The sequence below is a fragment of the Micromonospora sp. NPDC047074 genome, from assembly GCF_040643815.1.
In the GTDB taxonomy this organism is placed as follows: Bacteria; Actinomycetota; Actinomycetes; order Mycobacteriales; family Micromonosporaceae; genus Micromonospora.
In genome coordinates, this window is sequence record NZ_JBEYVB010000007.1 from 244,973 (window position 1) to 267,538 (window position 22,566).

At 74.1% G+C, this 22,566-nt stretch carries 20 protein-coding genes; 6 read left to right on the top strand and 14 right to left on the bottom strand.

Annotated features, from left to right (window positions below; all coding sequences use genetic code 11):
• Nucleotides 1–143: 143 nt before the first annotated feature.
• Nucleotides 144–833, bottom strand: coding sequence for a DUF4191 domain-containing protein (locus ABZ809_RS13870; RefSeq protein ID WP_357562808.1), 690 nt, complete (start codon nucleotides 831–833; stop codon nucleotides 144–146).
• 195 nt (nucleotides 834–1,028) lie between these two features.
• On the opposite strand from ABZ809_RS13870, the gene ABZ809_RS13875 reads away from it, so the two are divergent.
• Together ABZ809_RS13875 and ABZ809_RS13880 are read left to right on the top strand one after the other, a co-directional pair.
• A complete protein-coding gene (locus tag ABZ809_RS13875; protein ID WP_357562809.1) occupies nucleotides 1,029–1,199 on the top strand; it encodes a hypothetical protein in 171 nt (56 codons plus the stop codon).
• A 203-nt stretch (nucleotides 1,200–1,402) separates the two neighbouring features.
• Nucleotides 1,403–4,339: an AAA family ATPase gene (locus ABZ809_RS13880; protein WP_357562810.1), complete on the top strand. Its 2,937-nt coding sequence runs from the start codon at nucleotides 1,403–1,405 to the stop codon at nucleotides 4,337–4,339.
• A gap of 226 nt (nucleotides 4,340–4,565) precedes the next feature.
• Here the strand turns inward: ABZ809_RS13880 and lipA are convergent, their stop codons facing one another.
• A complete protein-coding gene (gene lipA / locus ABZ809_RS13885; protein ID WP_357562811.1) occupies nucleotides 4,566–5,615 on the bottom strand; it encodes a lipoyl synthase in 1,050 nt (349 codons plus the stop codon).
• A gap of 361 nt (nucleotides 5,616–5,976) precedes the next feature.
• Between lipA and aspS the strand changes: the two genes are divergently transcribed.
• Nucleotides 5,977–7,263, top strand: a complete 1,287-nt coding sequence (aspS, locus tag ABZ809_RS13890) for an aspartate--tRNA(Asn) ligase (RefSeq protein WP_357562812.1) — start codon at nucleotides 5,977–5,979, stop codon at nucleotides 7,261–7,263.
• Between the two features lie 113 nt (nucleotides 7,264–7,376).
• On the opposite strand, the gene ABZ809_RS13895 is transcribed toward aspS, so the two are convergent.
• The 3 genes from ABZ809_RS13895 to ABZ809_RS13905 all read right to left on the bottom strand — a co-directional run bounded on the left by ABZ809_RS13895 (nucleotide 7,377) and on the right by ABZ809_RS13905 (nucleotide 10,353).
• Nucleotides 7,377–7,790 carry a VOC family protein gene (locus tag ABZ809_RS13895; RefSeq protein ID WP_357562813.1) on the bottom strand — a complete coding sequence of 138 codons (414 nt, stop codon included), beginning with the start codon at nucleotides 7,788–7,790 and terminating at the stop codon, nucleotides 7,377–7,379.
• Nucleotides 7,791–7,801: 11 nt separating this feature from the next.
• On the bottom strand, nucleotides 7,802–8,443 hold the full coding sequence (gene lipB, locus ABZ809_RS13900) for a lipoyl(octanoyl) transferase LipB (RefSeq protein WP_357562814.1): 642 nt from the start codon (nucleotides 8,441–8,443) through the stop codon (nucleotides 7,802–7,804).
• Between the two features lie 89 nt (nucleotides 8,444–8,532).
• Complete coding sequence (locus ABZ809_RS13905) at nucleotides 8,533–10,353, bottom strand: DUF2079 domain-containing protein (protein ID WP_357562815.1); 1,821 nt, start codon at nucleotides 10,351–10,353, stop codon at nucleotides 8,533–8,535.
• Between the two features lie 162 nt (nucleotides 10,354–10,515).
• On the opposite strand from ABZ809_RS13905, the gene ABZ809_RS13910 reads away from it, so the two are divergent.
• On the top strand, nucleotides 10,516–11,766 hold the full coding sequence (locus ABZ809_RS13910) for a PHB depolymerase family esterase (protein WP_357562816.1): 1,251 nt from the start codon (nucleotides 10,516–10,518) through the stop codon (nucleotides 11,764–11,766).
• A gap of 64 nt (nucleotides 11,767–11,830) precedes the next feature.
• On the opposite strand, the gene ABZ809_RS13915 is transcribed toward ABZ809_RS13910, so the two are convergent.
• A complete protein-coding gene (locus ABZ809_RS13915; RefSeq protein WP_357562817.1) occupies nucleotides 11,831–12,730 on the bottom strand; it encodes a TIGR01777 family oxidoreductase in 900 nt (299 codons plus the stop codon).
• Between the two features lie 46 nt (nucleotides 12,731–12,776).
• Nucleotides 12,777–13,781 (bottom strand): aldo/keto reductase, encoded by a 1,005-nt coding sequence (locus ABZ809_RS13920; RefSeq protein ID WP_357562818.1) that lies wholly within the window; start codon nucleotides 13,779–13,781, stop codon nucleotides 12,777–12,779.
• Between the two features lie 51 nt (nucleotides 13,782–13,832).
• On the opposite strand from ABZ809_RS13920, the gene ABZ809_RS13925 reads away from it, so the two are divergent.
• Entirely contained in the window at nucleotides 13,833–14,207 is a 375-nt protein-coding gene (locus ABZ809_RS13925) for a MerR family transcriptional regulator (RefSeq protein ID WP_357562819.1), read from the top strand.
• A gap of 7 nt (nucleotides 14,208–14,214) precedes the next feature.
• Here the strand turns inward: ABZ809_RS13925 and ABZ809_RS13930 are convergent, their stop codons facing one another.
• The 6 genes from ABZ809_RS13930 to lpdA form a co-directional block, all read right to left on the bottom strand.
• A complete protein-coding gene (locus ABZ809_RS13930) occupies nucleotides 14,215–15,138 on the bottom strand; it encodes an LLM class flavin-dependent oxidoreductase (protein ID WP_357562820.1) in 924 nt (307 codons plus the stop codon).
• 109 nt (nucleotides 15,139–15,247) lie between these two features.
• Nucleotides 15,248–15,664, bottom strand: a complete 417-nt coding sequence (locus tag ABZ809_RS13935; RefSeq protein ID WP_357562821.1) for a type II toxin-antitoxin system VapC family toxin — start codon at nucleotides 15,662–15,664, stop codon at nucleotides 15,248–15,250.
• Complete coding sequence (locus tag ABZ809_RS13940; RefSeq protein WP_357562822.1) at nucleotides 15,654–15,923, bottom strand: type II toxin-antitoxin system prevent-host-death family antitoxin; 270 nt, start codon at nucleotides 15,921–15,923, stop codon at nucleotides 15,654–15,656. Before ABZ809_RS13940 ends, ABZ809_RS13935 begins: the two co-directional genes overlap by 11 nt.
• Nucleotides 15,924–16,009: 86 nt before the next feature.
• Complete coding sequence (locus ABZ809_RS13945) at nucleotides 16,010–17,341, bottom strand: low temperature requirement protein A (RefSeq protein WP_357562823.1); 1,332 nt, start codon at nucleotides 17,339–17,341, stop codon at nucleotides 16,010–16,012.
• A gap of 144 nt (nucleotides 17,342–17,485) precedes the next feature.
• The gene (gene sucB, locus ABZ809_RS13950; protein ID WP_357562824.1) at nucleotides 17,486–19,300 is read right to left on the bottom strand and encodes a 2-oxoglutarate dehydrogenase, E2 component, dihydrolipoamide succinyltransferase; all 1,815 of its coding nucleotides are present in this window, start codon (nucleotides 19,298–19,300) and stop codon (nucleotides 17,486–17,488) included.
• A 66-nt stretch (nucleotides 19,301–19,366) separates the two neighbouring features.
• On the bottom strand, nucleotides 19,367–20,758 hold the full coding sequence (gene lpdA / locus ABZ809_RS13955) for a dihydrolipoyl dehydrogenase (RefSeq protein ID WP_357562825.1): 1,392 nt from the start codon (nucleotides 20,756–20,758) through the stop codon (nucleotides 19,367–19,369).
• Between the two features lie 179 nt (nucleotides 20,759–20,937).
• Between lpdA and ABZ809_RS13960 the strand changes: the two genes are divergently transcribed.
• Nucleotides 20,938–21,267, top strand: coding sequence for a hypothetical protein (locus tag ABZ809_RS13960; RefSeq protein WP_357562826.1), 330 nt, complete (start codon nucleotides 20,938–20,940; stop codon nucleotides 21,265–21,267).
• Nucleotides 21,268–21,340: 73 nt separating this feature from the next.
• Here the strand turns inward: ABZ809_RS13960 and ABZ809_RS13965 are convergent.
• A partial coding sequence (locus ABZ809_RS13965) for a leucyl aminopeptidase (RefSeq protein ID WP_357562827.1) occupies nucleotides 21,341–22,566 on the bottom strand: 1,226 nt, incomplete at its 5' end.

Genomic DNA, 22,566 nt, shown 5'->3' on the forward strand with positions numbered 1-22,566 from the left:
GCGGGCGCGGGTGCGGGTGCGGGTGCGGGTGCGGGCGGGCGCGGGTGCGGGTGCGAGAGGGGGCGGGTGGCGGGGGTGGCCGTGAGGGGTGGAAATGCGGAAGCCGGGCCCGACCGGGCCCGGCTTCCGCATCGTCCTTCTGGTCAGCGACCGCGTGTCTGGCGGAACGCGCCGCGCTGGGGCCGCATGTTCTTCGGGATCGCGCCCTTGGGCATCTGCGGGCGGGCGGTGAGCGCCTTCAGCCGCTTGTCCAGCGAGTTGACGTCCTTGCCGGTCAGGTTGCGCGGCAGCCGCATCAGCGTCATCCGCAGCTTGCGGATCGGCAGCTCACCCTCGTCCTGGCCGATCACGTAGTCGTAGAGGGGGGCAGAGCCGATGACCTTGGCCAGCCGCCGCTTCTCCTGACCGAGCAGGCCGCGCACCCGCTGCGGGTTGCCCTCCGCCAGGAGGATCACGCCGGGGCGGCCGATGACCAGGTGGACCATGTCCATCTGGGTGGTGGAGCTGACCGCCGGGGTGACCCGCCAGTCGCCGCGCATGTTCTCCATGATCTGGGCCGCCGCGCCGGGCTGCCCCTCGGCGGCGTTCATCATCGCGCGGTTGGACCGCAGGTTCAGCACGATCAGCAGGCAGAGCAGGGCGAACAGGATGCCCAGCGGCAGCCAGATCCAGCCCCAGAGCAGGACCGCGACCACGGTGAGCGCGAGCGGGAGCAGCACCGCGGCGGCGGCCAACGGCGCGAACCATCGGTCCTGCTTGGCAGTGAACTTGAACACCATCCCGATCTGCTTCAGCCGCTGGCCGAACGAGACCTTCTCCTGGGGCTTTGCCATACCGCAGAGTCTAGTGGGCGCCGCATGCCGCGTCGTTCGCGGTCGGGCTGAGTACCTTACGCCGCCACGCCGTCCGTCTAGGCCGGGCGTAAGGAGGGGGAGCGGCCGAAGATCAGGCGGCGCACCCATGCCCCGGCGGGACCTTCGCGCGCAGAGTCGGAGTCGGCAGATGACGACGACCGCGGGGAGCACGACATGTTCGGCAACGACGCAGACTTCATCCTCTCGATCCACCGTACGCACGCCGCCGAGCTGCGCGCCGAGGCCGCGGTCGACCGGCTCGCCCGGGCCCTGCCGCGCCGCACCGCGCGCGACTGGTTCAGTCGGCGGCACCACCCGCGGCGCACCGGCGACGTCCGCCGGTGAGCGTCTCCGCACCCCCGGCGGTCACCACCGTCCCGCCGGGGGGCATCGCACCGCCGGGGGCCATCGCGCCGCCGGGGGCAGTCGTCCCGCCGGGGGGCGCCGCGTCGGCCGCCAGTCCGGACCGCGCACCGGCCCAGGTGCCGTCTGCTGACCGGCCGGTCAGCGAACCCGCCGGCGGCGTCGGCCGTGGCATGCTCGGTGCCGTGACCGTACGCGCCGCCAGCACCGTCCTCGTGGGCCGCCAGCCGGAACTCGCGGCCCTGCGCGAGGCCCTCGCCCGGGCGCGCGCCGGGGAACCGAGCAGCGTCCTGGTCGGCGGCGAGGCCGGGGTGGGCAAGACCCGGCTGCTGGAGGAGTTCGGCCGCGCGGCGACGGAGGCCGGCGCGCGGCTGCTGGTCGGCCAGTGCCTCGAACTCGGCGAGGCCGGCCTGCCCTTCGCGCCGTTCGCGGCGGCGCTGCGAGCCGTGCTGCGGCGCGACGGTGCCGCCGTCTTCGACGGGTACGAGACCGAGTTCGCCCGCCTCCTGCCGGAGCTGGCCCGCGGGCCGGCCGGCGTCGTCGCGCCCGCCGTCGCACCGGCCTCGGACGCCCCGCGTGGCTACCTGTTCGACCTGGTCGCCGAGCTGTTCCAGCGGCTCGCCGCCGAGCGGCCGCTGGTGCTGGTGATCGAGGACCTGCACTGGGCCGACCGGTCCACCCGCGATCTGATCGCCTTCCTGGTGCGGGCCGCTCGCACCGCGCGGCTGCTGCTGGTCTGCACCCACCGCACCGACGAGCTGCACCGCGGCCACCCGCTGCGGCCCTTCCTCGCCGAGCTGGACCGGGCCCGCGGCGTCGAGCGGATCGAACTGGGCCGGCTGGACCGGGACGGCACCGCCGCCATCCTGGCCGACCTGCTCGGCGTCGAGCCGGCCGTGCGCGTGCTCGACAACATCCACCAGCGCACCCAGGGCAATCCCTTCTTCATCGAGGAGCTGGCCGCGGCCGGCGACCCGGTCGGCTGCGCCACGCTGCCGGAGACGCTGCGCGACCTGCTGCTGGCCCGGGTGGACCGGCTGCCCGAACCCGCCCAGCGGGTGCTGCGGATCGCCGCTGCCGGCGGCACCCGGTTCGCCCACCAACTGCTCGCCGAGGTCGCCGGGCTGCCCGAGCCGGACCTGGAGGACGCGCTGCGGGCCGCCGTCGCCGCCCAGCTCGTGGTGGCCGACCCGGAGGGCGACTACGAGTTCCGGCACGCGCTGGTCCGCGAGGCCGTCCACGACGAGCTGCTGCCGGGCGAGCACGCCCGACTGCACGCCCGCTGGGCGGCGGCCGTCGAGGCCCAGCCGCACCTGGTCGCCGCCGGTCGTGCCCCGGCCGAGACCGCCCACCACTGGTACGCCGCCCACGACCACCCCCGGGCCCTGGTGACCGCCCGCACCGCCGCGCGCGCCGCCGCCGACCGGTACGCGTACGCGGAGCAGAGCCGGCTGTTGGAGCGGGTGCTGGAGCTGTGGGAGCTGGTGCCCGACGCGGCCGACCGGCTCGACATGGACCACCTCGCGGTGCTGGAGGAGACCATCGCCGCGGCCACCACCGCCGGTGACTACCAGCGCGCGCTCACCCTCACCCGGGCCGCCCTGGACGAGGTGGACACCGACGCGGAGCCGCTGCGCGCCGCGCGGTTGCTGGACCGGCGCGGCCGGATGCTGGCGATGCTCGGCAAGAGCGACGGCGCGACGGAGCTGCGGCAGGCGTACCGGCTGGCCTGCTCGGCGCCGGCCGGACCGGAACGGGTTCAGCTGCTCGCCGACGTCGCGGCGCAGCTCGTCCGGATCGATCCCGAACAGGACGGCGCGTTCGTGGCCGAGGCGACGGCGGCGGCCGAGGCGCTCGGCGAGGACCTGGAACTGCTCCCCACCCGGATCGCCGTGCTCTGCCGCACGGACCCCTCGCCGGAGCGCCGCCTGGCCGGGTTGCGCGGCGCGGCGGCCCGGGCCCGCGCCGCCGGCTCCACCGCGGCGCTGGTGAACGTGCTGGTCCACCTCTCCGACGTGCTGTTCGAGCTGGGCCGGTACGCCGAGTCGGCGGACGCGGCCGCCGACGGCGTGGCCGAGGCGCGCCGGGTCGGCATCAGTCGCTCCACCGGCGCCTACCTGCTGTCGAACCAGGCCGAGGCGCTGATCGCCCTGGGCCGCTGGGACGAGGCCGACGCGGCGTGCGCGCAGGCGGCCCGGATCGACCTGCCCGGCGTCTCCGGGATGCACTGGCTCCAGCTCCGCGCCGGGCTGCGGCTGGCTCGGGCCCACCCCGCCGCCGAGGAACTGGTGGGGCGTGCCCTGGCCTTCCTGGCCCGTCCCTATCTGTGGCCGAACCACCGGTTGCCGCTGCGGGAGCTGCGGATCGAGGCGGCGCTGGCGGCCGACGACCAGGCCGAGGCGGTACGCGCGGCGCGGGCCGCGCTCGCCGACGAGCGCCTGCCGCGGCTGCCCCGGGAGGGCTGGCCGGTGCTCAGCGCCGTCGCCCGGGTCGCCGCGCGGACGGGGGACGCCGAGCTGGCCGAAGCGGCGTCGACGCTCGCCGCCGGCCTGCCGACCCGGTCCCGGGCCGAGCGGGCGCACGCCGCCCAGGTGGGTGCCCTCCTGGCCGGCCGGCAGCCGACCGGGCCGGCCGGGGTGGCCGCCCACGCGGGCGACGCGGCGCTGGCGGCGTGGAGTACGGCCGTCGCGGCGTGGCGGGCCGACGGGCAGCCGTACCCCCTCGGCCGGGCGCTGCTGTCGCTCGCCGAGGCGGCGGCCGCGGCGGGGACACGGGACGAGGTGGCGGCGGCGGTCGCCGAGGCGGGGGCGATCGCCGACGGTCTCGGCGCGGTGCCGCTCGCGGAGCAGGCCGCCACCCTGGCCCGCCGGGTCGGCCTGCGCGGCGCACCCCGGGGCCGCCCCGGGGCGGACCTGCTCACCCGGCGCGAGCGGGAGGTACTGCGGCTGGTCGCCGAAGGCCACAGCAACAGCCGGATCGCCGAGCAGTTGTTCATCTCGCCGAAGACGGCGAGCGTGCACGTCTCCCGGATCATCGCCAAGCTCGACGTGAGCAACCGCGTCGAGGCCGCCGCGCTGGCCCACCGCCTCGGCCTCCTCGGCGCGCCCACCGCACCCCGCTGACCGGCGGGCGGGAATCGTCGACCAGGCGTCACCAGAGCCAGCCGCTGCCGGCGGCAACTGTCCGAGCTCCACGGTGCGCCGTGCAGCCGGTCGGCCCAGCCGGCGGACTGCCCGGACCCGCCGGCGGTCAGCACCGTGGTGGGCGGGTCACGCCCGGTCGTCAGGCTGTGCCCCAGCAGCGGGCCGGCCCCGACGAGCGCGAGCAGCGCGTCGTGCCCGTTCCGGGTCAGCCGGCGGTGACCGGGGCGCCCTCGCGGGCCTCGAGCGCCTGCCGGTAGAGCCGCCCGGCGCGGTACGACGAGCGCACCAGCGGCCCGCTCATCACGCCCGCGAAGCCGATCTCCTCGGCCTCCTCGCGCAGCTCGACGAACTCCTCCGGCTTGACCCAGCGGGTGACCGGGTGGTGCCGGGGGGTGGGGCGCAGGTACTGCGTGATGGTGATCAGCTCGCAGCCGGCGTCGTGCAGGTCGCGCAGCGCCTGGGAGACCTCGGCGCGCTCCTCGCCCATGCCCAGGATCAGGTTGGACTTGGTGACCAGCCCGTCGGCGCGGGCCTGCCGGATCACGTCCAGCGAACGCTCGTAGCGGAAGGCGGGCCGGATCCGCTTGAAGATCCGCGGCACCGTCTCCACGTTGTGCGCGAGCACCTCCGGCCGGGCGCCGAAGACCTCGGCGAGCTGCTCGGGGACCGCGTTGAAGTCGGGGATCAGCAGCTCCACGCCGCAGCCGGGCTGAAGGGAGTGGATCTGCCGGACGGTCTCGGCGTAGAGCCAGGCGCCGCCGTCGGGCAGGTCGTCGCGGGCCACACCGGTGATGGTCGCGTAGCGCAGGCCCATCGAGACCACCGACTCGGCGACCCGGCGGGGCTCGTCGGCGTCGAACTCGGCCGGCTTGCCGGTGTCGATCTGGCAGAAGTCGCAGCGCCGGGTGCACTGGTCGCCACCGATGAGGAAGGTGGCCTCCCGGTCCTCCCAGCACTCGTAGATGTTGGGGCAGCCGGCCTCCTGACAGACGGTGTGCAGCCCCTCGCGCGAGACGAGCCCGCGCAGCTGGGTGTACTCCGGCCCCATCTTGGCCTTGACCTTGATCCACGGCGGTTTGCGCTCGATCGGCGTCTCGGCGTTGCGCGCCTCGATCCGCAGGAGGCGCCGCCCCTCGGGGGCGGGCGTCGCCGTGCGCGCTGCCTGGCCGGTCGTCGGCGCGGAGTGCTCGATCGTCACAAAACCGAGCCTACGCCCGACGGCCGCCGTCGATGTACTGCGGGCGACCGCCGTCACGCCGGAAGTCTTGTGACGCCGGACACCGAGGGCGGAAAAAACACGTCACACGGGCTGCGGTGCGGTGCTAGCGTGCCCGGCAAAGCTGTGACGGAGCCGAGTAGCGGCCCGATCCGCCAGTGGGAGAGAGCCGCCGGTTGCTGCGAGGCGGTCTGGCGCCGGGCCGTGAAGACCCTCCCGAGCCGCGGGAAGAACGGCAGGTTTTCCCAACCGCCAAGTAGAGCCCGCCCGGCTGGCCCCGGTCATCAGGCGACGAACGAGGCCCCCACCCGTGGGGGCGAAGGTGTGGTGGCACCGCGAGGCTCCCGCTCGCCCACACCTCCCGGGGATCGCGTTGCGATTGATCGAGGAGGTTTCCGCCATGCGACGCGTCCTGTCCCACCAACTCTCCGCCCATGCCGGCGCGCCCGTCCGGATCGCCGGCTGGGTGCACCGCCGCCGGCTGCTCAAGTCGGTGGCGTTCCTGATCGTCCGGGACGCCGCCGGACTCGCCCAGGTGGTGGTCACCGACCCGGCGGTCCGCGCCGAGGTGGAGGCACTCACCGAGGAGACGGTCGTCGAGGTCACCGGCACGGTGGTCGCGAACCCCACCGCGCCCGCCGGGGTCGAGCTGACCGAGCCGGCGGTACGACCGCTCGGCCCGCCCGCCGCGCCGCCCCCGTTCGACCTGTACCGGCCGGCGCTCACCGCGAGCCTGCCCACCCAGCTCGACCACGCGCCCGTCGCGCTGCGGCACCCGACCCGGTCGGCGGCCCTGCGGGTCTCGGCGGCGGCGGTGGCCGGCTTCCGGGCCGCGCTCGACGCCCGCGACTTCGTGGAGATCCACACCCCGAAGGTGGTCGGCTCGTCCACCGAGAGCGGGGCGAACGTCTTCGCGCTGGACTGGTTCGGCCGGCCCGCGTACCTGGCCCAGTCGCCGCAGTTCTACAAGCAGCTCATGGTCGGCGTGTTCGAGCGGGTCTACGAGGTCGGGCCGGTGTTCCGGGCCGAGCCGCACGACACCGTCCGGCACCTGGCGCAGTACACCTCGCTCGACGCCGAGCTGGGCTTCGTCGCCGACCACCGGGACGTGATGGCCGTGCTGCGGCACACCCTGGCCGGCATGATCGGGGCGGTACGCGAGCGGGCCGGGGGCGCGCTGGCCACCCTCGGCGTGTCGGCCCCGGACGTGCCGGCCGAGATCCCCGCCGTGCACTTCACCGAGGCGTTGAAGATCGCCGGGGCGCCGGCCGACGAGCCGGACCTGGCCCCGGCGCACGAGCGGGCGCTGGGCGAGTGGGCGCGGCGCGAGCACGGGTCGGAGTTCCTCTTCGTCACCGGATATCCGATGGCGAAGCGGCCCTTCTACACCCACCCGGACCCGGCGCGGCCCGCGTACTCGAACGGGTTCGACCTGCTCTTCCGCGGCCTTGAGCTGGTGACGGGCGGGCAGCGGCTGCACCGGCACGCCGACTACCTGGCGGCGCTCGCGGCCCGGGGCGAGCCGGTCGAGCCGTACGCCGGCTACGTCGACGCGTTCCGGCACGGGATGCCGCCACACGGCGGCTTCGCCATCGGGCTGGAACGCTTCGTGGCCCGCCTGACGGGCGCAACCAACGTCCGTGAGGTGACCGCCTTCCCCCGAGACCTCCACCGCCTAACCCCGTAACCGCCCCGCCCCGCCCGCCCCCCGGCCGCCCTCCGCCCCCGCCGGCCGCCGGCCGCCGTTGATCATGACGTTGTCGTCGTCGGCATCGGCGTGTCGCACCGACAACGTCATGATCAACGCGGCGGTGCGGGCGGTGGGGGTGGGCCCAGGAGGTCCCAGAGGTTGCCGGTGATGTCGCGGAAGACGGCGACCCGGCCGTACGGCTCGGTGCGGGGCGGCCGCACGAACTCGACGCCCGCCTCGAGCATCCGCCGGTGCACGGCGTCGAAGTCGTCGACGCGGAGGAAGAAGCCGACCCGGCCGGCGACCTGGTCGCCGACGGCCTGCGCCTGCCGGTCGCCGTCGGCGCGGGCCAGCAGCAGCCCGGTCTGCGCGCCGGGTGGCCGGACGATGACCCAGCGCTTCGGGCGGCCGTCGTTGGTCAGCGACGGCGAGTCCTCGACCAGGTCGAAGCCGAGCACCTCGGTGAAGAAGGCGATGGCCGGGTCGTAGTCGGCGACGACGACGGTGACGAGGTCGATCCGCACCGGGCGGGCGCTCAGGCCGTGACGAGGGTGGGCAGGTGGCGCTCGACCACCGGTAGCACGTCGGCCACGGTGACCGGGCGGCCCAGCTCGGCGGTGAGCGAGGTGACCCCGGCGTCGCGGATGCCGCAGGGCACGATCCGGTCGAAGTGGCCCAGGTCGCAGTCGCAGTTGATGGCGAAGCCGTGCAGGGTCACCCCGCGGGCGACCCGGATGCCGATGGCCCCCACCTTGCGGGCCGGGCCCCGGTCGTCCTCCGGCACCCAGACCCCGCTGCGCCCCTCGATCCGGCCGGCGGTCAGCCCGAACTCGGCGCAGACGTCGATCAGGAACTGCTCGGTGCGGCGGACGTAGGCGACCACGTCGACCGGGTCGGGCAGCCGCACGATCGGGTAGCCGACCAGCTGCCCCGGGCCGTGCCAGGTGATCTTGCCGCCCCGGTCCACGTCGACGACCGGAGTGCCGTCCATCGGCCGGTCCCACGGCTCGGTGCGCTTGCCGGCCGTGTAGACGCTGGGGTGCTCCAGCAGCAGCACCGTGTCGCCCTGCTCGCCGGCCACCACCGACTCGTGCAGCCGGCGCTGCTCGTCCCAGGCGGCCTGGTAGTCGAGGACACCGGCGCGGACGGCCGTCAGGCCGGGGGTCGTCGTGGTCACGTCTTTTAGCCTAGACCCGTACCGGCCGGTCACCTTCGGTGACGCGGCTCACGGCGGGGCCCGGCGGCGCACGGGGCCGCCGGGGCGGCTCAGCCCTGCGGGACCCGCCACAGCCACACGTCGTCCACCCGTTCGGGCGGGCCGAGCAGAGCGGACACGGTGCGCCGGACCGCCTCCTCGTCGACCGGCCACTTCGCCCCGTGCACCTCGTCGGCCAGCACGACCGTCTCGACCCGCCAGTGCCGCAGGTCGGCGCGCACCTCCTGGACGCTGCCCTCGGTGATGATCGGCACCAGTCCGGTCCGGCCGGCCTGGTCCACCAGCGCGCCGAACGGGCGTGGCGGGGGCCCGATCCGCCCCCGGCCGTCCGGGCCGCCCGGGCCGAGGAAGAAACCCGAGGGGATGGCGAACTCGCCCTGCCGGTGCGCCAGCGCGTGCGCCTGCCAGCGCTGGCCGTCGGGGTAGACGTCGAGGGTCAGCGGCACCGGGGTCAGCACCCCGCCGGGGGAGACGTAGTCCCGCCAGGTTCCGGCGGTGATGAACCGCGGGATCGGCTCGCGTTCGACGGTCAGCAGCGGGGTCGGCACCAGCGGCACCAGCGCCAGCGCGAACGCCGCCCACCAGGCCAGCCGCGCGGGGCGGCGCCGGGGCGGGTCGGCCCGGAGCAGGTCGACGGTGTACGCGAGCAGCACCCCGATCACGGGCGCCACCACCAGCGCCAGCCGGGCGGGCAGCGCGGCGTTCACCACCGGCAGGTGGCCGAGCAGGTCGAACGGCATCGGCAGGTCGGTGCGGCGGCCGTCGACCTTGGCCTCGGGGCCGAAGGAGAGCACGGTGAAGACGACGCCGGTCACGCCCAGCGCCCACAGCGTGGCCCGGCGGCCCGCGTCCGCCCGGCGCCACAGCAGCACGAAGCAGGCGACGGCGAGCAGCAGCAGCCCGACGCCGAAGAAGGAGTTCTCCTCGGTCGGGTTGGGCGCCAGCCGGGTGCCCAACCCGACCTCGCCGGCCAGCGACCGGCGCGGGTACGCCCCGAACGCGACGACGTCCTCGGAGTGGATGACCGCGTCGAAGCCGGTGCCGTGGAAGCGCTGCGGGCCGGCGAAGTGCAGCCACAGCGGGTACGCCAGCAGGATCCCCGCGACGACGGCGGTCACCCCGAGGCCACGCAGGAACGCCGGCAGCACCGCGCGGGCCTCGGCGCGGTGGGCCGGGTGCAGCGCCCAGACGGCGACGAAGACGCCGAGCGCCAGCGCGGTGAAGAAGAGCCCTTCGGCGGCGATGGAGAAGGCGACGGCGACGAGCACGCCGAGGATCGCGCCGTCGCGCAGCGGGTGCCGGGAGCGGCGCAGCGCGAAGGTCCGCCAGACGAGCAGCGGCACCAGCCAGCCCGCCGTCCAGTTCAGGTGGGCGTTGGCGTGCGAGACCATGCCGGGGGAGAAGCCGACGAACAGCCCGCCGACCGCGGCGGCGAGCGGGCTGCGGACCAGGTGCCGGGAGAGCAGCCAGTACCAGGCGAGCGCGGTGGCGGCCAGGTTGAGGGTGAGGATCACCAGGAACGTGGCCGGCGGCCCGATCAGGTACGTCAGCGGCGCGAAGAGCACCGCGTACACGGTGATCGAGGTGTTGACCGCGAGGTTCACCCCGTCGGGGACGTTGACCAGGTAGGTGAAGAGCGGGTTCTCGCCGTGGGTCACCGAGTGGCCGCCGAAGGCCAGCAGCCACTCGAAGAGCGCCTGGTCGCTGGAGTTGACCGTGATGGTGCGGCCGTTCGGGTCCTGCCACAGCCCGCTGGCCACCCAGACGGCGAGCGCCAGGGCGACCAGCGTCACGATCAGGTCGGCCCGCCGGTCGCGGACGACGCGGGGTGGCGAGGCGGGCGAAGGCGCCAGGGACGGGGAGGTCGGCACGCAGCGGACGTTACCAACCGCACCGGGGCACGCCGGTCAGGACGCACATCCTCCGGACCCCGAATGTGTGACCGTGCCCCATGTCACAACATCGACGCATGGACGTAACGTCGCGGCAATTCGCGGGTGACCCAGTTCACAACCCGTCCCCAGGAGGCCCCCGTGCGCCGCTCCCCGTCCCTGCTCACCCGGCTGACCGGCGCGGTCGCCGGGATCGTCCTCGCCGCCACCGCGGTGACGACCATCGCCGCCGCCCCCGCCCAGGCCGCCACCCTCACCCAGGTCACCGGCTTCGGCTCCAACCCCGGCAACCTCGCCATGTACGCGTACCGACCGGACAACCTGCCGGCGGGCGCCCCGGCGGTCGTGCTGCTGCACGGCTGCACCCAGAACGCCCCCGGCTACTTCGCCAACTCCGGCTGGCAGAAGTTCGCCGACCAGTGGAAGTTCACAGTGATCGTGGCCGGGCAGTCCTCCGCCAACCAGCCGCTGAGCTGTTTCAACTGGTTCGTCGAGCAGGACATCACCCGGGGCTCGGGGGAGGCGCTGTCGATCAAGCAGATGGTCGACCACGCCAAGAACAACTACGGCACCGACCCGGGCCGCGTCTTCGTCAGTGGGCTCTCGGCCGGCGGGGGGATGAGCGCGACCATGCTCGCCACCTACCCGGACGTCTTCGCCGCCGGCTCGGTCATCGCCGGCCTGCCGTACCGCTGCGCGCCGCCGGCATCGACCAGCACCTGCCAGTACAGCGGCGTGAACAAGACCCCGCAGCAGTGGGGCGACCTGGTCCGGGCCGCGTACCCCGGGCACACCGGCCCGCGCCCGCGCGTCGCCATCTGGCACGGCACGTCGGACTCCACAGTCGTGCCGGCCAACGCCACCGAGCTGCGCGACCAGTGGACCAACGTACGCGGTGTCTCGCAGACCCCCACCAGCACCGCCGCGCTGCCCGCCAACACCAGCCTCGAGGTGTACGGCAACAACGACGTCCGCCTCTACCGGATCTCCGGCATGGGCCACGGCACCCCCGTCGACCCCGGCCCGGCCGCCGACCAGTGCGGCACGGCCGGCGCGTACATCCTGGACACCATCTGCTCGGCCTACCACGACGCGGTCTTCTTCGGCCTGAACGGCGGGACCGGCCCCGGCCCCACCCCGACGGCGAGCCCCACCGCCTCCCCGACGGCGGGCCCCACGGCCTCTCCGACCGCCAGCCCGACGACCAGCCCGACCACGGCGCCGACCTGCGTCACCGCCAGCAACTACGCGCACGTCACCGCCGGCCGCGCCTACCACTCCGGCGGCTACGCCTACGCCAACGGCTCGAACCAGCGGATGGGCCTCTACAACACCTTCTACACGAGCACCCTGAAGCAGACCGGCCCCAACCACTGGGTGATCGGCTGCTGAGCCTCGTCCCGCCGGCCGTGGCCGGGCGCCCTTCGCCGGGCGTCCGGCCACGGCCGGTGGACGGTCAGTCGGTGAGCGCGGCGCGCAGGGCGCCGGCCAGGTCCGGGTGGCGGTAGGTGAAGCCGGCCCCGGTGAGCACGCCCGGCAGGACGCGGGTGCTGGTCAGCGCCTCGTGGGCGAAGCCGCCGAGCACCACCTTCAACGCCAGTGCCGGGATCGGGACGACCGCCGGCCGGCGCAGCTGCCGGGCCAGCTCGCGGGTGAACTCGGCGTTGGTCACCGGGGCCGGCCCGACCACGTTGACCGGCCCCACCACGTCGTCGCGGTCCAGCAGGAACCGCATCGCGGCCAGCCAGTCCGCCATCGAGATCCACGGCAGCCACTGCCGGCCGCTGCCGAGCCGGCCCGCGATCCCCAGCCTGAACGGCAGGAGCTGCGGCTTCAACAGGCCGCCGTCGCGGTGCAGCGGCAGACCGGTCCGCAGCCGCAGCACGCGTACGCCGGCGTCCTCGGCCGGCCCGGTCGCGGCCTCCCAGACCCGGCAGACGTCGGCCAGGAATCCCTCGCCGGCCGGCGCGTCCTCCTCGACCGCCCGGTCACCGGTGTTGCCGTACCAGCCGACCGCCGAGGAGTTGAGCAGCGTCCCCGGCCGGTCGGACTCGGGCAGGCCGGCGATGGTCGTCGCCAGCGTGGCCGTGGTGTCGACCCGACTGGACCGGATCAGCCGCCGGTACGCGTCGTTCCACCGCCGGTCGCCCACGCCCGCGCCGGCCAGGTTGACCACCGCGTCCGCCTCCGCCACCACCGCCGGGTCGAGCTGCCCGGCGGACGGGTCCCACTGCCGCTCGTCGGGGCCGCGCGGCGGCCGGCGGACGAGTCGGGTGACCTGGTGCCCGTCCGCCGTGAACCGGTCGGCCAGCCGGGTGCCGAGGAAGCCGGACGCGCCGGCCATGAGGATCCGCATGCCCCCATCTTCGGGCACGGTGTCCCGACGCGGATGCCTCCGGGCGTCACCCCGCCGTCGACGACGCCGGGCGCAGGTCGGCCAGGAGACGCTCGACCTCCGTGAACGCGTCGCCGGGCAGCGGGCCGAGGGCGAGGGTGCCGAAGTTCTCCTCGGCCTGGGCCACCGTCCGGCACCCCGGGATCGGCACCGTCCGGGGGCTGCGGGCCAGCAGCCAGCCGAGCGCGCCCTGGGCGAGGGTACGGCCGTCGGCGGTGAGCGCCGCGCGGATCCCCTCGACCCGGGCCGCCCACTCCGGTGTCGGCCGGCCGTCGGTGAACCAGACCAGCCACTCCGGGGCCATGCCGCGCACGTCGTCCCGCCCGACGGCCCGGACCGAGCCGGTGAGCAGCCCCATCGCCAGCGGCCCCCGGTTGAGGGCGGCCAGGTCGGCCGCGTCGCAGACCGCCAGCATCTCGGCGTTGTCGAGCAGCACGGACTGGTCGTGCTGGATCGCCGCGCAGTGCGGGCCGGCCGCCGCGAACGCCTCCGCCGAGGCCGGGTTGTCGGTGCTCCAGCCGTACGCCCGGATCTTGCCCTGGGCGACCAGGTCCTCCAGCGTGCCGACCAGGTCGAGCGCGGCGGGCACCGGCAGGTCGTTGATGTGCAACTGGTAGAGGTCGACGTGGTCGGTGCCGAGCCGGCGCAGCGACTCCTCCAGGCTCGTCACTGCGTAGCCCGGGCTGGGATCGGTGCCGGTCCACCGTCGGGTGGCCTCGTCGGCGCGGTTGCCGAACTTGGTGGCGATCACCGCCCGGTCGCGGCGGCCGGCGAGGGCCCGGCCGAGGATCCGCTCGCTGTGCCCGGCGCCGTAGTTGCTGGCCGTGTCGAAGAGGGTCACCCCGAGGTCGAGTGCGGCGTGGACGGTGCGGATCGACTCGTCGTCGTCGACCTCGCCCCAGCCGAACGGCTGCCCGTCTTCGCCCCACAGCGGCCCGCCGATCGCCCAGCAGCCCATGCCGAGCGCGCTGACCTCGATCCCGCCGCGACCCAGAACCCGTGTCGTCGTCATGTCCCCATCGTTCAATCTGGAGTGCGCTCCAGGTCAAGTACGCTGCTGCGAATGAGCGGGTACGCACCCTCCGAGGCGGCGCGGCGCAGCGGCTTCAGCCTCGACACCCTGCGCTACTACGAGAAGGTCGGCCTGCTCAGCGGGGTGGGGCGCACCTCCGGCGGGCGGCGGGTCTTCACCGACGACGACCTGAGCTGGCTCGTGCTGTTCCGTTGCCTGCGCGACACTGGCATGCCGATCGCCGAGATGTCCCGCTACGCGGAACTGGCCCGGGAGGGCGAGCACACCGCCGGCGAGCGGCGCGCGTTGCTGGAGCGGCACGCGGAACGGGTGGAGGAGCAGATGCGGCTGCTCCAGCGCCAGTACGACCACCTCCGCGAGAAGATCCGCTTCTACGAGCGGCTGCCCGGTCCGGGTACGGACTGACCGACCCTCAGTCGGCGGCGGCCACGCGGGCCAGCACCGGCGTGAGCGGGTCCAGCGCGTCCTCGCGTACGACGAACCGGGTGACGCCCCAGCGGCGCCGGTGGGCGGCGACCGCCGCGACGATCTCGTCCTCGGTGCCGATCAGCGCGAACGGCGTGGCGAGCAGCTCGGCGACGCTCAGCCCGAGCCGCTCGGCGGTCTCCGTGGCGGCGGCCTCGGCGTCGTCGGTGACGACGACGTGCTGCACGAGCGCCTCCAGCACCGGCGGCTCGGCCCGCCCGGCCGCCCCGGCCGCCACGCAGGCCAGTTGCGCCTCGATGTCCGCCTCGCGCCAGCGCGCCTCGTGCCGGTGACCGTCGGGCAGCGTGCGGCCGAGGCCGGACAGCCCGACGACGTCGGCGTGCGCGCCGGCCCAGCGCAGCATCGTGGAGTTCGCCGTGCCGAGGGTGAACGGGACGCGCCGCTGCACCGGGCGCGGCGTGTCCAGCCGTGCGGCCCGCGCGACCAGGTCGGGGGAGTCGACGGTGACCTCCTCGCCGTCGAGCAGCGCGCGGACGGCCACGGCCACGGCCAGGCAGCGGCGTACCCGCCCGGCGACGTCGGGCCGCTCCCGGCCGATCGCGTGCCACTCGGCCGGGGTGTGGCCGGCGCCGAGGCCGAGCCGGGCCCGCCCGCCGGAGAGCAGGTCGAGGGTGGCCACGTCCGAGGCGAGCAGGATGGGCTCGCGGACGCCGGCGTTGGAGACGTACGAGCCCAGGCCGATCCGTTCCGTCACCGCCGCCGCGGCGGCCAGGGCGACGAACGGGGACGCCGCCGAGCCGGGATGGTCGGCGGTGAACAGGGTGTCGAAGCCGGCGGCCTCGGCCCGGCGGGCCAGCTCCAGCCAGCTCGGGCCGTCGGACGGGGTCGCCTGGAGGGAGAAGATCGCCATGGACCCACCCTGCCGGGAGCGGACCGACCGACCAAGCCGGAGAGCGACGATTCTGCTACAGGCAGACCTGTCCGCATCGGCGGGCGTCCCCCGGCGCCGCAGGCCACGATTAGGGCCGCCGGACCGGTCGGACGGTGACCAACTCCTCCAGCCCGACGAAGTCGGTCGGGTTGGTGGTGTAGAGCGACAGCCGGTTCGCGTACGCGATGGAGGCAATCATCAGATCCGCCAATCGGCGGCGGGTGGTGCGCCCGGTGGCCAGGACCGCACTGGTGACCAACCCGAAGGCCCGCGCCGCCTCGGCGTCGAAGGGCAGCGGCTCGAACATGGCCTCGGCATGCTGGAGGACGCTGGTTCGCCGGGCCCGTTCGGCGCGGTCGTCGGTGTGATGTGGGCCCGCGGAGAGCTCCGCGAGCGTCACGGTGCTGATCACCATTTCCTCGGGCAGGTCTTCCGGGCCGAGGGTACCGAGATGGATCACGATGTTCGTGTCGATCAGGCCGCGGACCGGCGCCTCACCACTCACGGCTGAACGGATCCTGATCGACCGACGAGTCGATGTCCGCGTGGAACCTGTCGCCGTCGAGCACGGGGGCCGTCGCGAAGGCCGCGAGCACTTCGGCCCGTGGGACGAAGGTGCGCCGGCGGAGTGGGATGAGCTTCCCGACCGGGGTGCCGTTGCGCGTGATGACGAAGGACTCGCCAGACTCGACGTGCCGCATGATCGCGCCCGAGTCGTTGCGCAACTCCCGCTGCGTTATCTCCCGATGAGCGTGCTCTGCCACGACGCAATTCTAGGTCAGCGTGCTACGAGGTGCTACGACCTCGCCGAGGTGGGGGCCACCGCGTCCGAGATCGGGGTTCGCGGGTGTCAGGTCGACGGTTCGTCCGGGGCCGGCTCGCGCCAGCGGGCGCGCCACGCGGCCTCGTGCGCCTCGTGGCTGGTCTTCTCCTCGAAGACCATCTCGCGCAGCGCGCGCCGGGAGTCCGCCATGACCACCGCCTCGACCGCCACCAGCCCGACGCAGACGGCGGTGAGCAGGGCGAGGGCGGCCAGAGCCGGCAACCGCTGACCGACCGGGATGCCGGTGGCGAGCAGGAGCACCGCGCCGACCCTGGTCCACGAGACGGTGTGCAGGGTGCGCAACTGGAACAGCATGTTCGCGCACAGGTAGCAGATCACCCCGCCGAAGAGCAGCACGACGCCCGGGCCGTGCGTCGGCTCCCCGGCCGGGACGTCGGGATCGGCGACCTGGTGCACGATCTCCTCGGCGCCGAGGGCGAACAGGATGATCCCGGCGATCATCGGCAGGTGGAGGTAGGCGTACGCGTCCCGGGCCATCGCCACCCGGGGCCGGCCCTCGGCCGCGTGCAGGGCGATCCGGGCGGCCGACGCGATCACGTCGTAGTGCGCCCACCAGAGCGCGGCCGTGAAGAAGATGCCGAGCGCCGCCGCCGCGACCGCCGGCCACGTCGGCGGTTGGCCGAGCAGGTTGCTGCCGACGCCGACCGAGATGATCGACTCGCCCAGGGCGATGATCAGGATGAGGTCGTACCGCTCGGTCCAGTGCTCGGCGGAGGTCACCGTCCAGCCCCACGCGCCCGCGACGAGACCCATGCCGTACTGGAGCAGGACGACGCTGACCCAGAGCCCGTCGCGCAGGGCCGCCGCCATGGTCGGGTCGTCGATCTGCGGCGGCAACAGCGCGGCGCCGGTGAGCAGCAGGGTGCTGACCGTCACCTCCGGGGAGTACTTCAGCAGCATCCGGCGCTCGCCGGGCCGCTCCCGCGCGACGTGCCAGTAGAGCGCCAGGTGCACGCCCCGGACCACCACGTAGCTGAGCGCGACCACCATCGGCCCGGCGGCCACGTCGGTCGCGTCGCTGAACGCCTGGGGGAGGGAGAGTGCGAAGCAGAACAGCGCGGCCATGCCGACGACCATCAGCACCGGGACGAAGCCCTCGCCGAGCCGGACCCGGGTGGCGACCACGCAGTGCACCACCCAGCACCACCAGAGCACGGAGAGCACGAGCAGGGCGTGCAGCAACTGCCAGCCCGTGATGTTGGCGGCCGTGGTCCGGGTGATGATGAAGAACGAGAAGACGAAGACGAGGTCGAAGAAGACCTCGAACCGGTCGACCCGCGCGCCGGGGGCGATCGAGACGGCCGGGCCCAGCCGTTCGCGCCACCGGATGCCGCCCACCCCATCCACTCTGGCAGCGCCCCACTCCGGGCGGGCCGGAATCGGGTCACCTGCGGTGGCGACCCCGATGTCGGTCGCGCCGCCCCGGACGGCGAAGGGCGCCCCGGCCGGTGACCGGGGCGCCCTTCGTGTTGCCGCGGGAAACTACAGGCCGAGCTCGGCCTCGAAGTTGCCGGCCTCCAACCGCTCCTTGATCGCGACCAGGAAGCGGGCGGCGTCCGCGCCGTCGATGATCCGGTGGTCGTACGACAGGGCCAGGTAGACCATCGACCGGACGGCGATGACCTCGCCCAGCTCCGGGTCGTTGACGACGACCGGCCGCTTGACCACAGCGCCCGTGCCGAGCATCGCCGACTGCGGCGACGGCACGATCGGGGTGTCGAAGAGGGCGCCCCGGCTGCCGGTGTTGGTCAGCGTGAACGTCGCCCCGGCGATCTCGTCCGGGCTGATCTTGTTGGTCCGGGTCCGCTCGGCCAGGTCGGCGATCCGCTTGGCGATGCCGCCCAGGTTGAGGTCGCCGGCACCGTGGATGACCGGCACCATGAGGCCCCGCTCGGTGTCCACGGCGATGCCGAGGTGCTCCGAGGCCGGGTAGGTGATCGTGCCGGCGTCGAGGTCCATGCTGGCGTTGACGATCGGGTACGCCTGGAGCGCCTCGATCGCGGCCAGGGCGAAGAACGGCAGGAACGACAGCTTGACGCCGTGCCGCTGCTGGAACGACTCCTTGGCCTGGGACCGCAGCTTGGCGACCTTGGTGACGTCCACCTCGATCACCGTGGTCAGCTGCGCCATCTCGTGCAGCGACTCGTGCATCCGCTTGGCGATGACCGCCCGGATCCGGGGGAGCTTCTCGGTGCTGCCGCGCTTCGGGCTCGGCTGCGGCTTGGCGGCCGGCTTGGCCGGGGCCGCCGCGGCGGCGGGCTGCTGCGCCGGGGCGGCCGGCGCGGCCTTGGCCGCCTTGGCCTTCTCCGCCGCCTCCAGCACGTCCTGCTTGCGGATCCGGCCGCCGACGCCGGTGCCGTTGACCGAGGCGAGGTCGACGCCGTGCTCGCTGGCCAGCTTGCGCACCAGCGGGGTCACGTAGCCGGCGGCCTCCTCGCCGCCCTGGGCGGGCGCCGACGGGCGCTGCGGGGCCGACGGCACGGCCTTCTGCTCGGCCTGCGCGGGCCGGGCCGAGGTCTCGGCCTCCGCCGCCGGCTCGTTGTACGACACGCCCGGGGTCGGCTCCTCGACCTTGGGCTCCGGCTTGGGCTCGGGCTTCGCCTCGGCCTTGGGCTCGGGCTCCGGCTTGGGCTCGGCCTTGGGCTCCGGCTTCGCCTCGGCCGGGGCGGCGCCGGCGGCACCGATCACGGCCAGGTCGGCGCCGACCGCGGCGGTCTCGTCCTCGGGGACCTTGATCTCCAGGACCGTGCCGGCCACCGGCGACGGGATCTCGGTGTCGACCTTGTCGGTGGAGACCTCCAGCAGCGGCTCGTCGACCTCGACGGTGTCGCCGACCTGCTTGAGCCAGCGGGTGACCGTACCCTCGGTGACGCTCTCGCCGAGGGCCGGCATCTTGACCGGGGTGCCCTCGCCCGACGGGGCCGGGGCGGCGGCCTGCGCCGGCGGCTCCTCGACGGCCGGCTGCTCCGCCTCGGCCTGCGGCTCCTCGGCGGCCTCCTCGGCCTCCTCGGCCGGCTCCTCCTGCTGCGGCGCGGCCCCGCCGCCACCGGCGGACTCGCCCTCACCCGCGATCACGGCAAGCTCGCTGCCGACCTCGGCGGTCTCGTCCTCGCCGACCACGATCCGGCTCAGCACGCCCGCCGCCGGGGACGGGATCTCGGTGTCGACCTTGTCGGTCGACACCTCGAGCAGGGGCTCGTCGACCTCGACGGTGTCGCCCTCCTGCTTGAGCCAGCGCGTGACGGTGCCCTCGGTTACGCTCTCGCCGAGCCGGGGCATGGTGACCGATACCGGCATCTTCAAAGACTCCTTCATTCCCCTGGTGGGATCATCGCCCGTCGCCGGACGCCGCGGTTGTCGTGATCAGGCGTGTGCGTGCAGCGGCTTGCCGGCGAGCGCCAGGTGCGCCTCGCCCAGGGCCTCGTTCTGCGTCGGGTGGGCGTGCACGAGCTGCGCCACCTCGGCCGGGTACGCCTCCCAGTTGTAGATGAGCTGCGCCTCGCCGACCATCTCGCCGACCCGGGCGCCGACCATGTGCACGCCGACGACGGGGCCGTCCTCCACCCGGACGAGCTTGACGAAGCCGGCCGTCTTGAGGATCTGGCTCTTGCCGTTGCCGCCCAGGTTGTAGTTGTAGGTCTTGACCTTGTCGGCGCCGTACTGCTCCTTGGCCTTCGCCTCGGTCAGGCCGACGGAGGCCAGCTCGGGGTCGGAGTAGGTGACCCGGGGGATGCCGGCCTCGTCGATGACGGCCGGGTTCTGGCCGGCGATCTCCTCGGCGACGAAGATGCCCTGCTGGAAGCCCCGGTGGGCGAGCTGGAGGCCGGGCACGATGTCGCCGACCGCGTAGACGTTCGGCACGCTGGTGCGCAGCCGCTCGTCGGTCAGCACGTAGCCGCGGTCGGTCTTGACGCCCTGCTCCTCGTAGCCGAGGTCGGCGGTGTTCGGGCCACGGCCGACGGCGACCAGCAGCAGCTCGGCCTCGACGGTGTCGCCACCGGCGATGGTGACCTTCACGCCCTTGTCGGTCTTCTCGACCTTCTCGAACGGCTTGCCGACCTTGAAGTTGATCTTCCGCTTGCGGAACGCCCGCTCCAGCGCCTTCGAGGACTCCTCGTCCTCGGCCGCGACCAGCCGCGGCAGCGCCTCGATGATCGTGACATCCACCCCGAACGACTTCCACACGCTGGCGAACTCGACGCCGATCACGCCGCCGCCGAGCACGATCGCGGAGGCGGGGACCCGGTCGAGCGTGAGGGCGTGGTCGCTGGTGATGACCCGCTCGCCGTCGATCTCCAGGCCGGGCAGGCTCTTCGCGTACGAGCCGGAGGCCAGGACGACGTTGCGGCCGGTGTAGCGCTTGCCGTCGACCTCGACGACGTTCTTGCCGACCAGCTTGCCGTGGCCCTCGACGATGGTGATCGCCTTGTTGCCCTTGAGCATGCCCTGCAGGCCCTTGTAGAGCCGGGAGACGACGCCGTCCTTGTACGAGTTGACCGCGGCCATGTCGATGCCGACCAGCTCGGCCTTCACGCCGAACTGCTCCGACTCGCGGGTCTGGTCGGCGATCTCGGCGGCGTGCAGCAGGGCCTTGGTCGGGATGCAACCGTTGTGCAGGCAGGTCCCGCCGAGCTTGCCCTTCTCGACCAGCGCGACCTTCAGGCCCAGCTGGACGGCGCGCAGGGCGGTCGCGTAACCGCCGCTGCCACCTCCGAGGATGACGATGTCGAAGGTTGCGTCGTTCGGCTCGCTCACGTCCAACTCCCAGTTCGCGTCACTGCTTCGGGGGTCACGGCGGGGTAACACGGACACACCCCACCTCGGTCATCTTGTCACCACCGCCCGCCGCCCGCGTAGTGAGGTGCCCAACGACACGTCCGCGACACGTACGCTTGGCACGCGCTTCGACGACGCACTGGAGGGGGAGAGACCCGGTGGGACTGTTCCGGCGACGCAAGAAGACGCGGGCGGTCAGCCTCGACCGGGCCGCCGACCGCGCCGACCTGGAGCACCTCGAGGGCTTCGTGCGCAGCCGGCGCGGGGTCGAGGCGTACATCGAGCCCCGGACCACCGTCACCGAGACCACGGTCATGCTGATCGCCGACGACGGCGAGTGGACCCGCCGCCGCATCGACGGCCCCGACGGCGCCCGCCGCTTCGCGTACCGGATGGGCATCCCGGTCTACGACGTGCGGCTGATGGGCTACCCGCAGCGGATGCGTGACTACAACGAACGCCGCAAGCGCCGCCCCGACCTGTTCTGACCGCGATCCCACCAGATGTGAGGAAGGGCCCCTCCCTAACGCATTGCGTTAGGAAGGGGCCCTTCCTCACATCTCAGCCGTTGGCGGCGACGTCCTCCACGAGCTGGACCAGGGTGCGCACCGGCACGCCCGTGCCGCCCTTGGTCCAGTAGCCGGTCGGCTCGCCCGAGTGGTAGCCCGGACCGGCGATGTCGATGTGCGCCCAGGCGACCTCGGCGGTGACGAACTCGCGCAGGAACACCCCGCCCTGGAGCATGTGACCGGCCCGGTCCATGCCGGCGTTGACCTGGGAGATGTCGGCCACGTCGGAGTCCATGCCCTTGCGCACGTCGTCCGGCAGCGGCATCGGCCAGGCCGGCTCGCCGACCGCGTCGCCGACGGCCCGGACCCGCTCGCACAGCTCGGGGCTGCCCATCACGCCGGCGATCCGCTTGCCCAGCGCGATGACCTGCCCGCCGGTGAGGGTGGAGGTCTCGAAGAGGTAGTCGCAGCCGTCCTCGCAGGCCCGTGCCATGGCGTCGCCCAGGACCATCCGGCCCTCGGCGTCGGTGTTGAGCACCTCGACCTTCTTGCCGTTGTACATGGTGATCACGTCGCCCGGCCGGTACGCCTGCCCGGACGGCATGTTCTCCGCCATCGGCAGGTACGCCGTCACGGCCACCGACGGCTTGAGGGCGGCGATCGCCAGCATGGCCGCGCCCACCGCGGCGGCGCCCGCCATGTCGGACTTCATCTCCCACATGCCCTGCGCCGGCTTGATCGAGACGCCGCCGGTGTCGAAGGTGATGCCCTTGCCGACCAGCGCCACCCGCTTGCCGTTGCCGCCCCCGGCCGGCGTGTAGCTCAGCTTCACCAGCCGCGGCGGGGCCTCGGAGCCCTGCCCGACCGCGATGATCCCGCCGTACCCGCCGGCGGCCAGCGCCGCCTCGTCGAGCACCTCGACCGCCAGGCCCGCCTCCCGGGCGGCGTCGGCCACGGAGTCGGCGAAGGTCGGCGGGCGCAGCTCGTTCGGGGCCTTGTTGACCCAGTCCCGGCTGCGCCGCACCGCGCCACCGACCGCCCCGGCCCGGGCGATCTCGGCCTGGGCACCGGCGTCACCGGCGTCCGGCACGGCGACCAGCACCTCGGCCACCGGCTGCCGCCGGGCCGGCTGCGGCCGGGTCTTGTAGCCGGCGAAGCGGTACCCGCCCAGCAGCGCGCCCTCCGCCACCGCGCGCAGCGCCGCCGGAGCGTCGGCGAGCGGCGCTGCGCGCGTACGCCTCGATGGCCACCTCGGCCAGCGACGGCGCCTACCGCCGC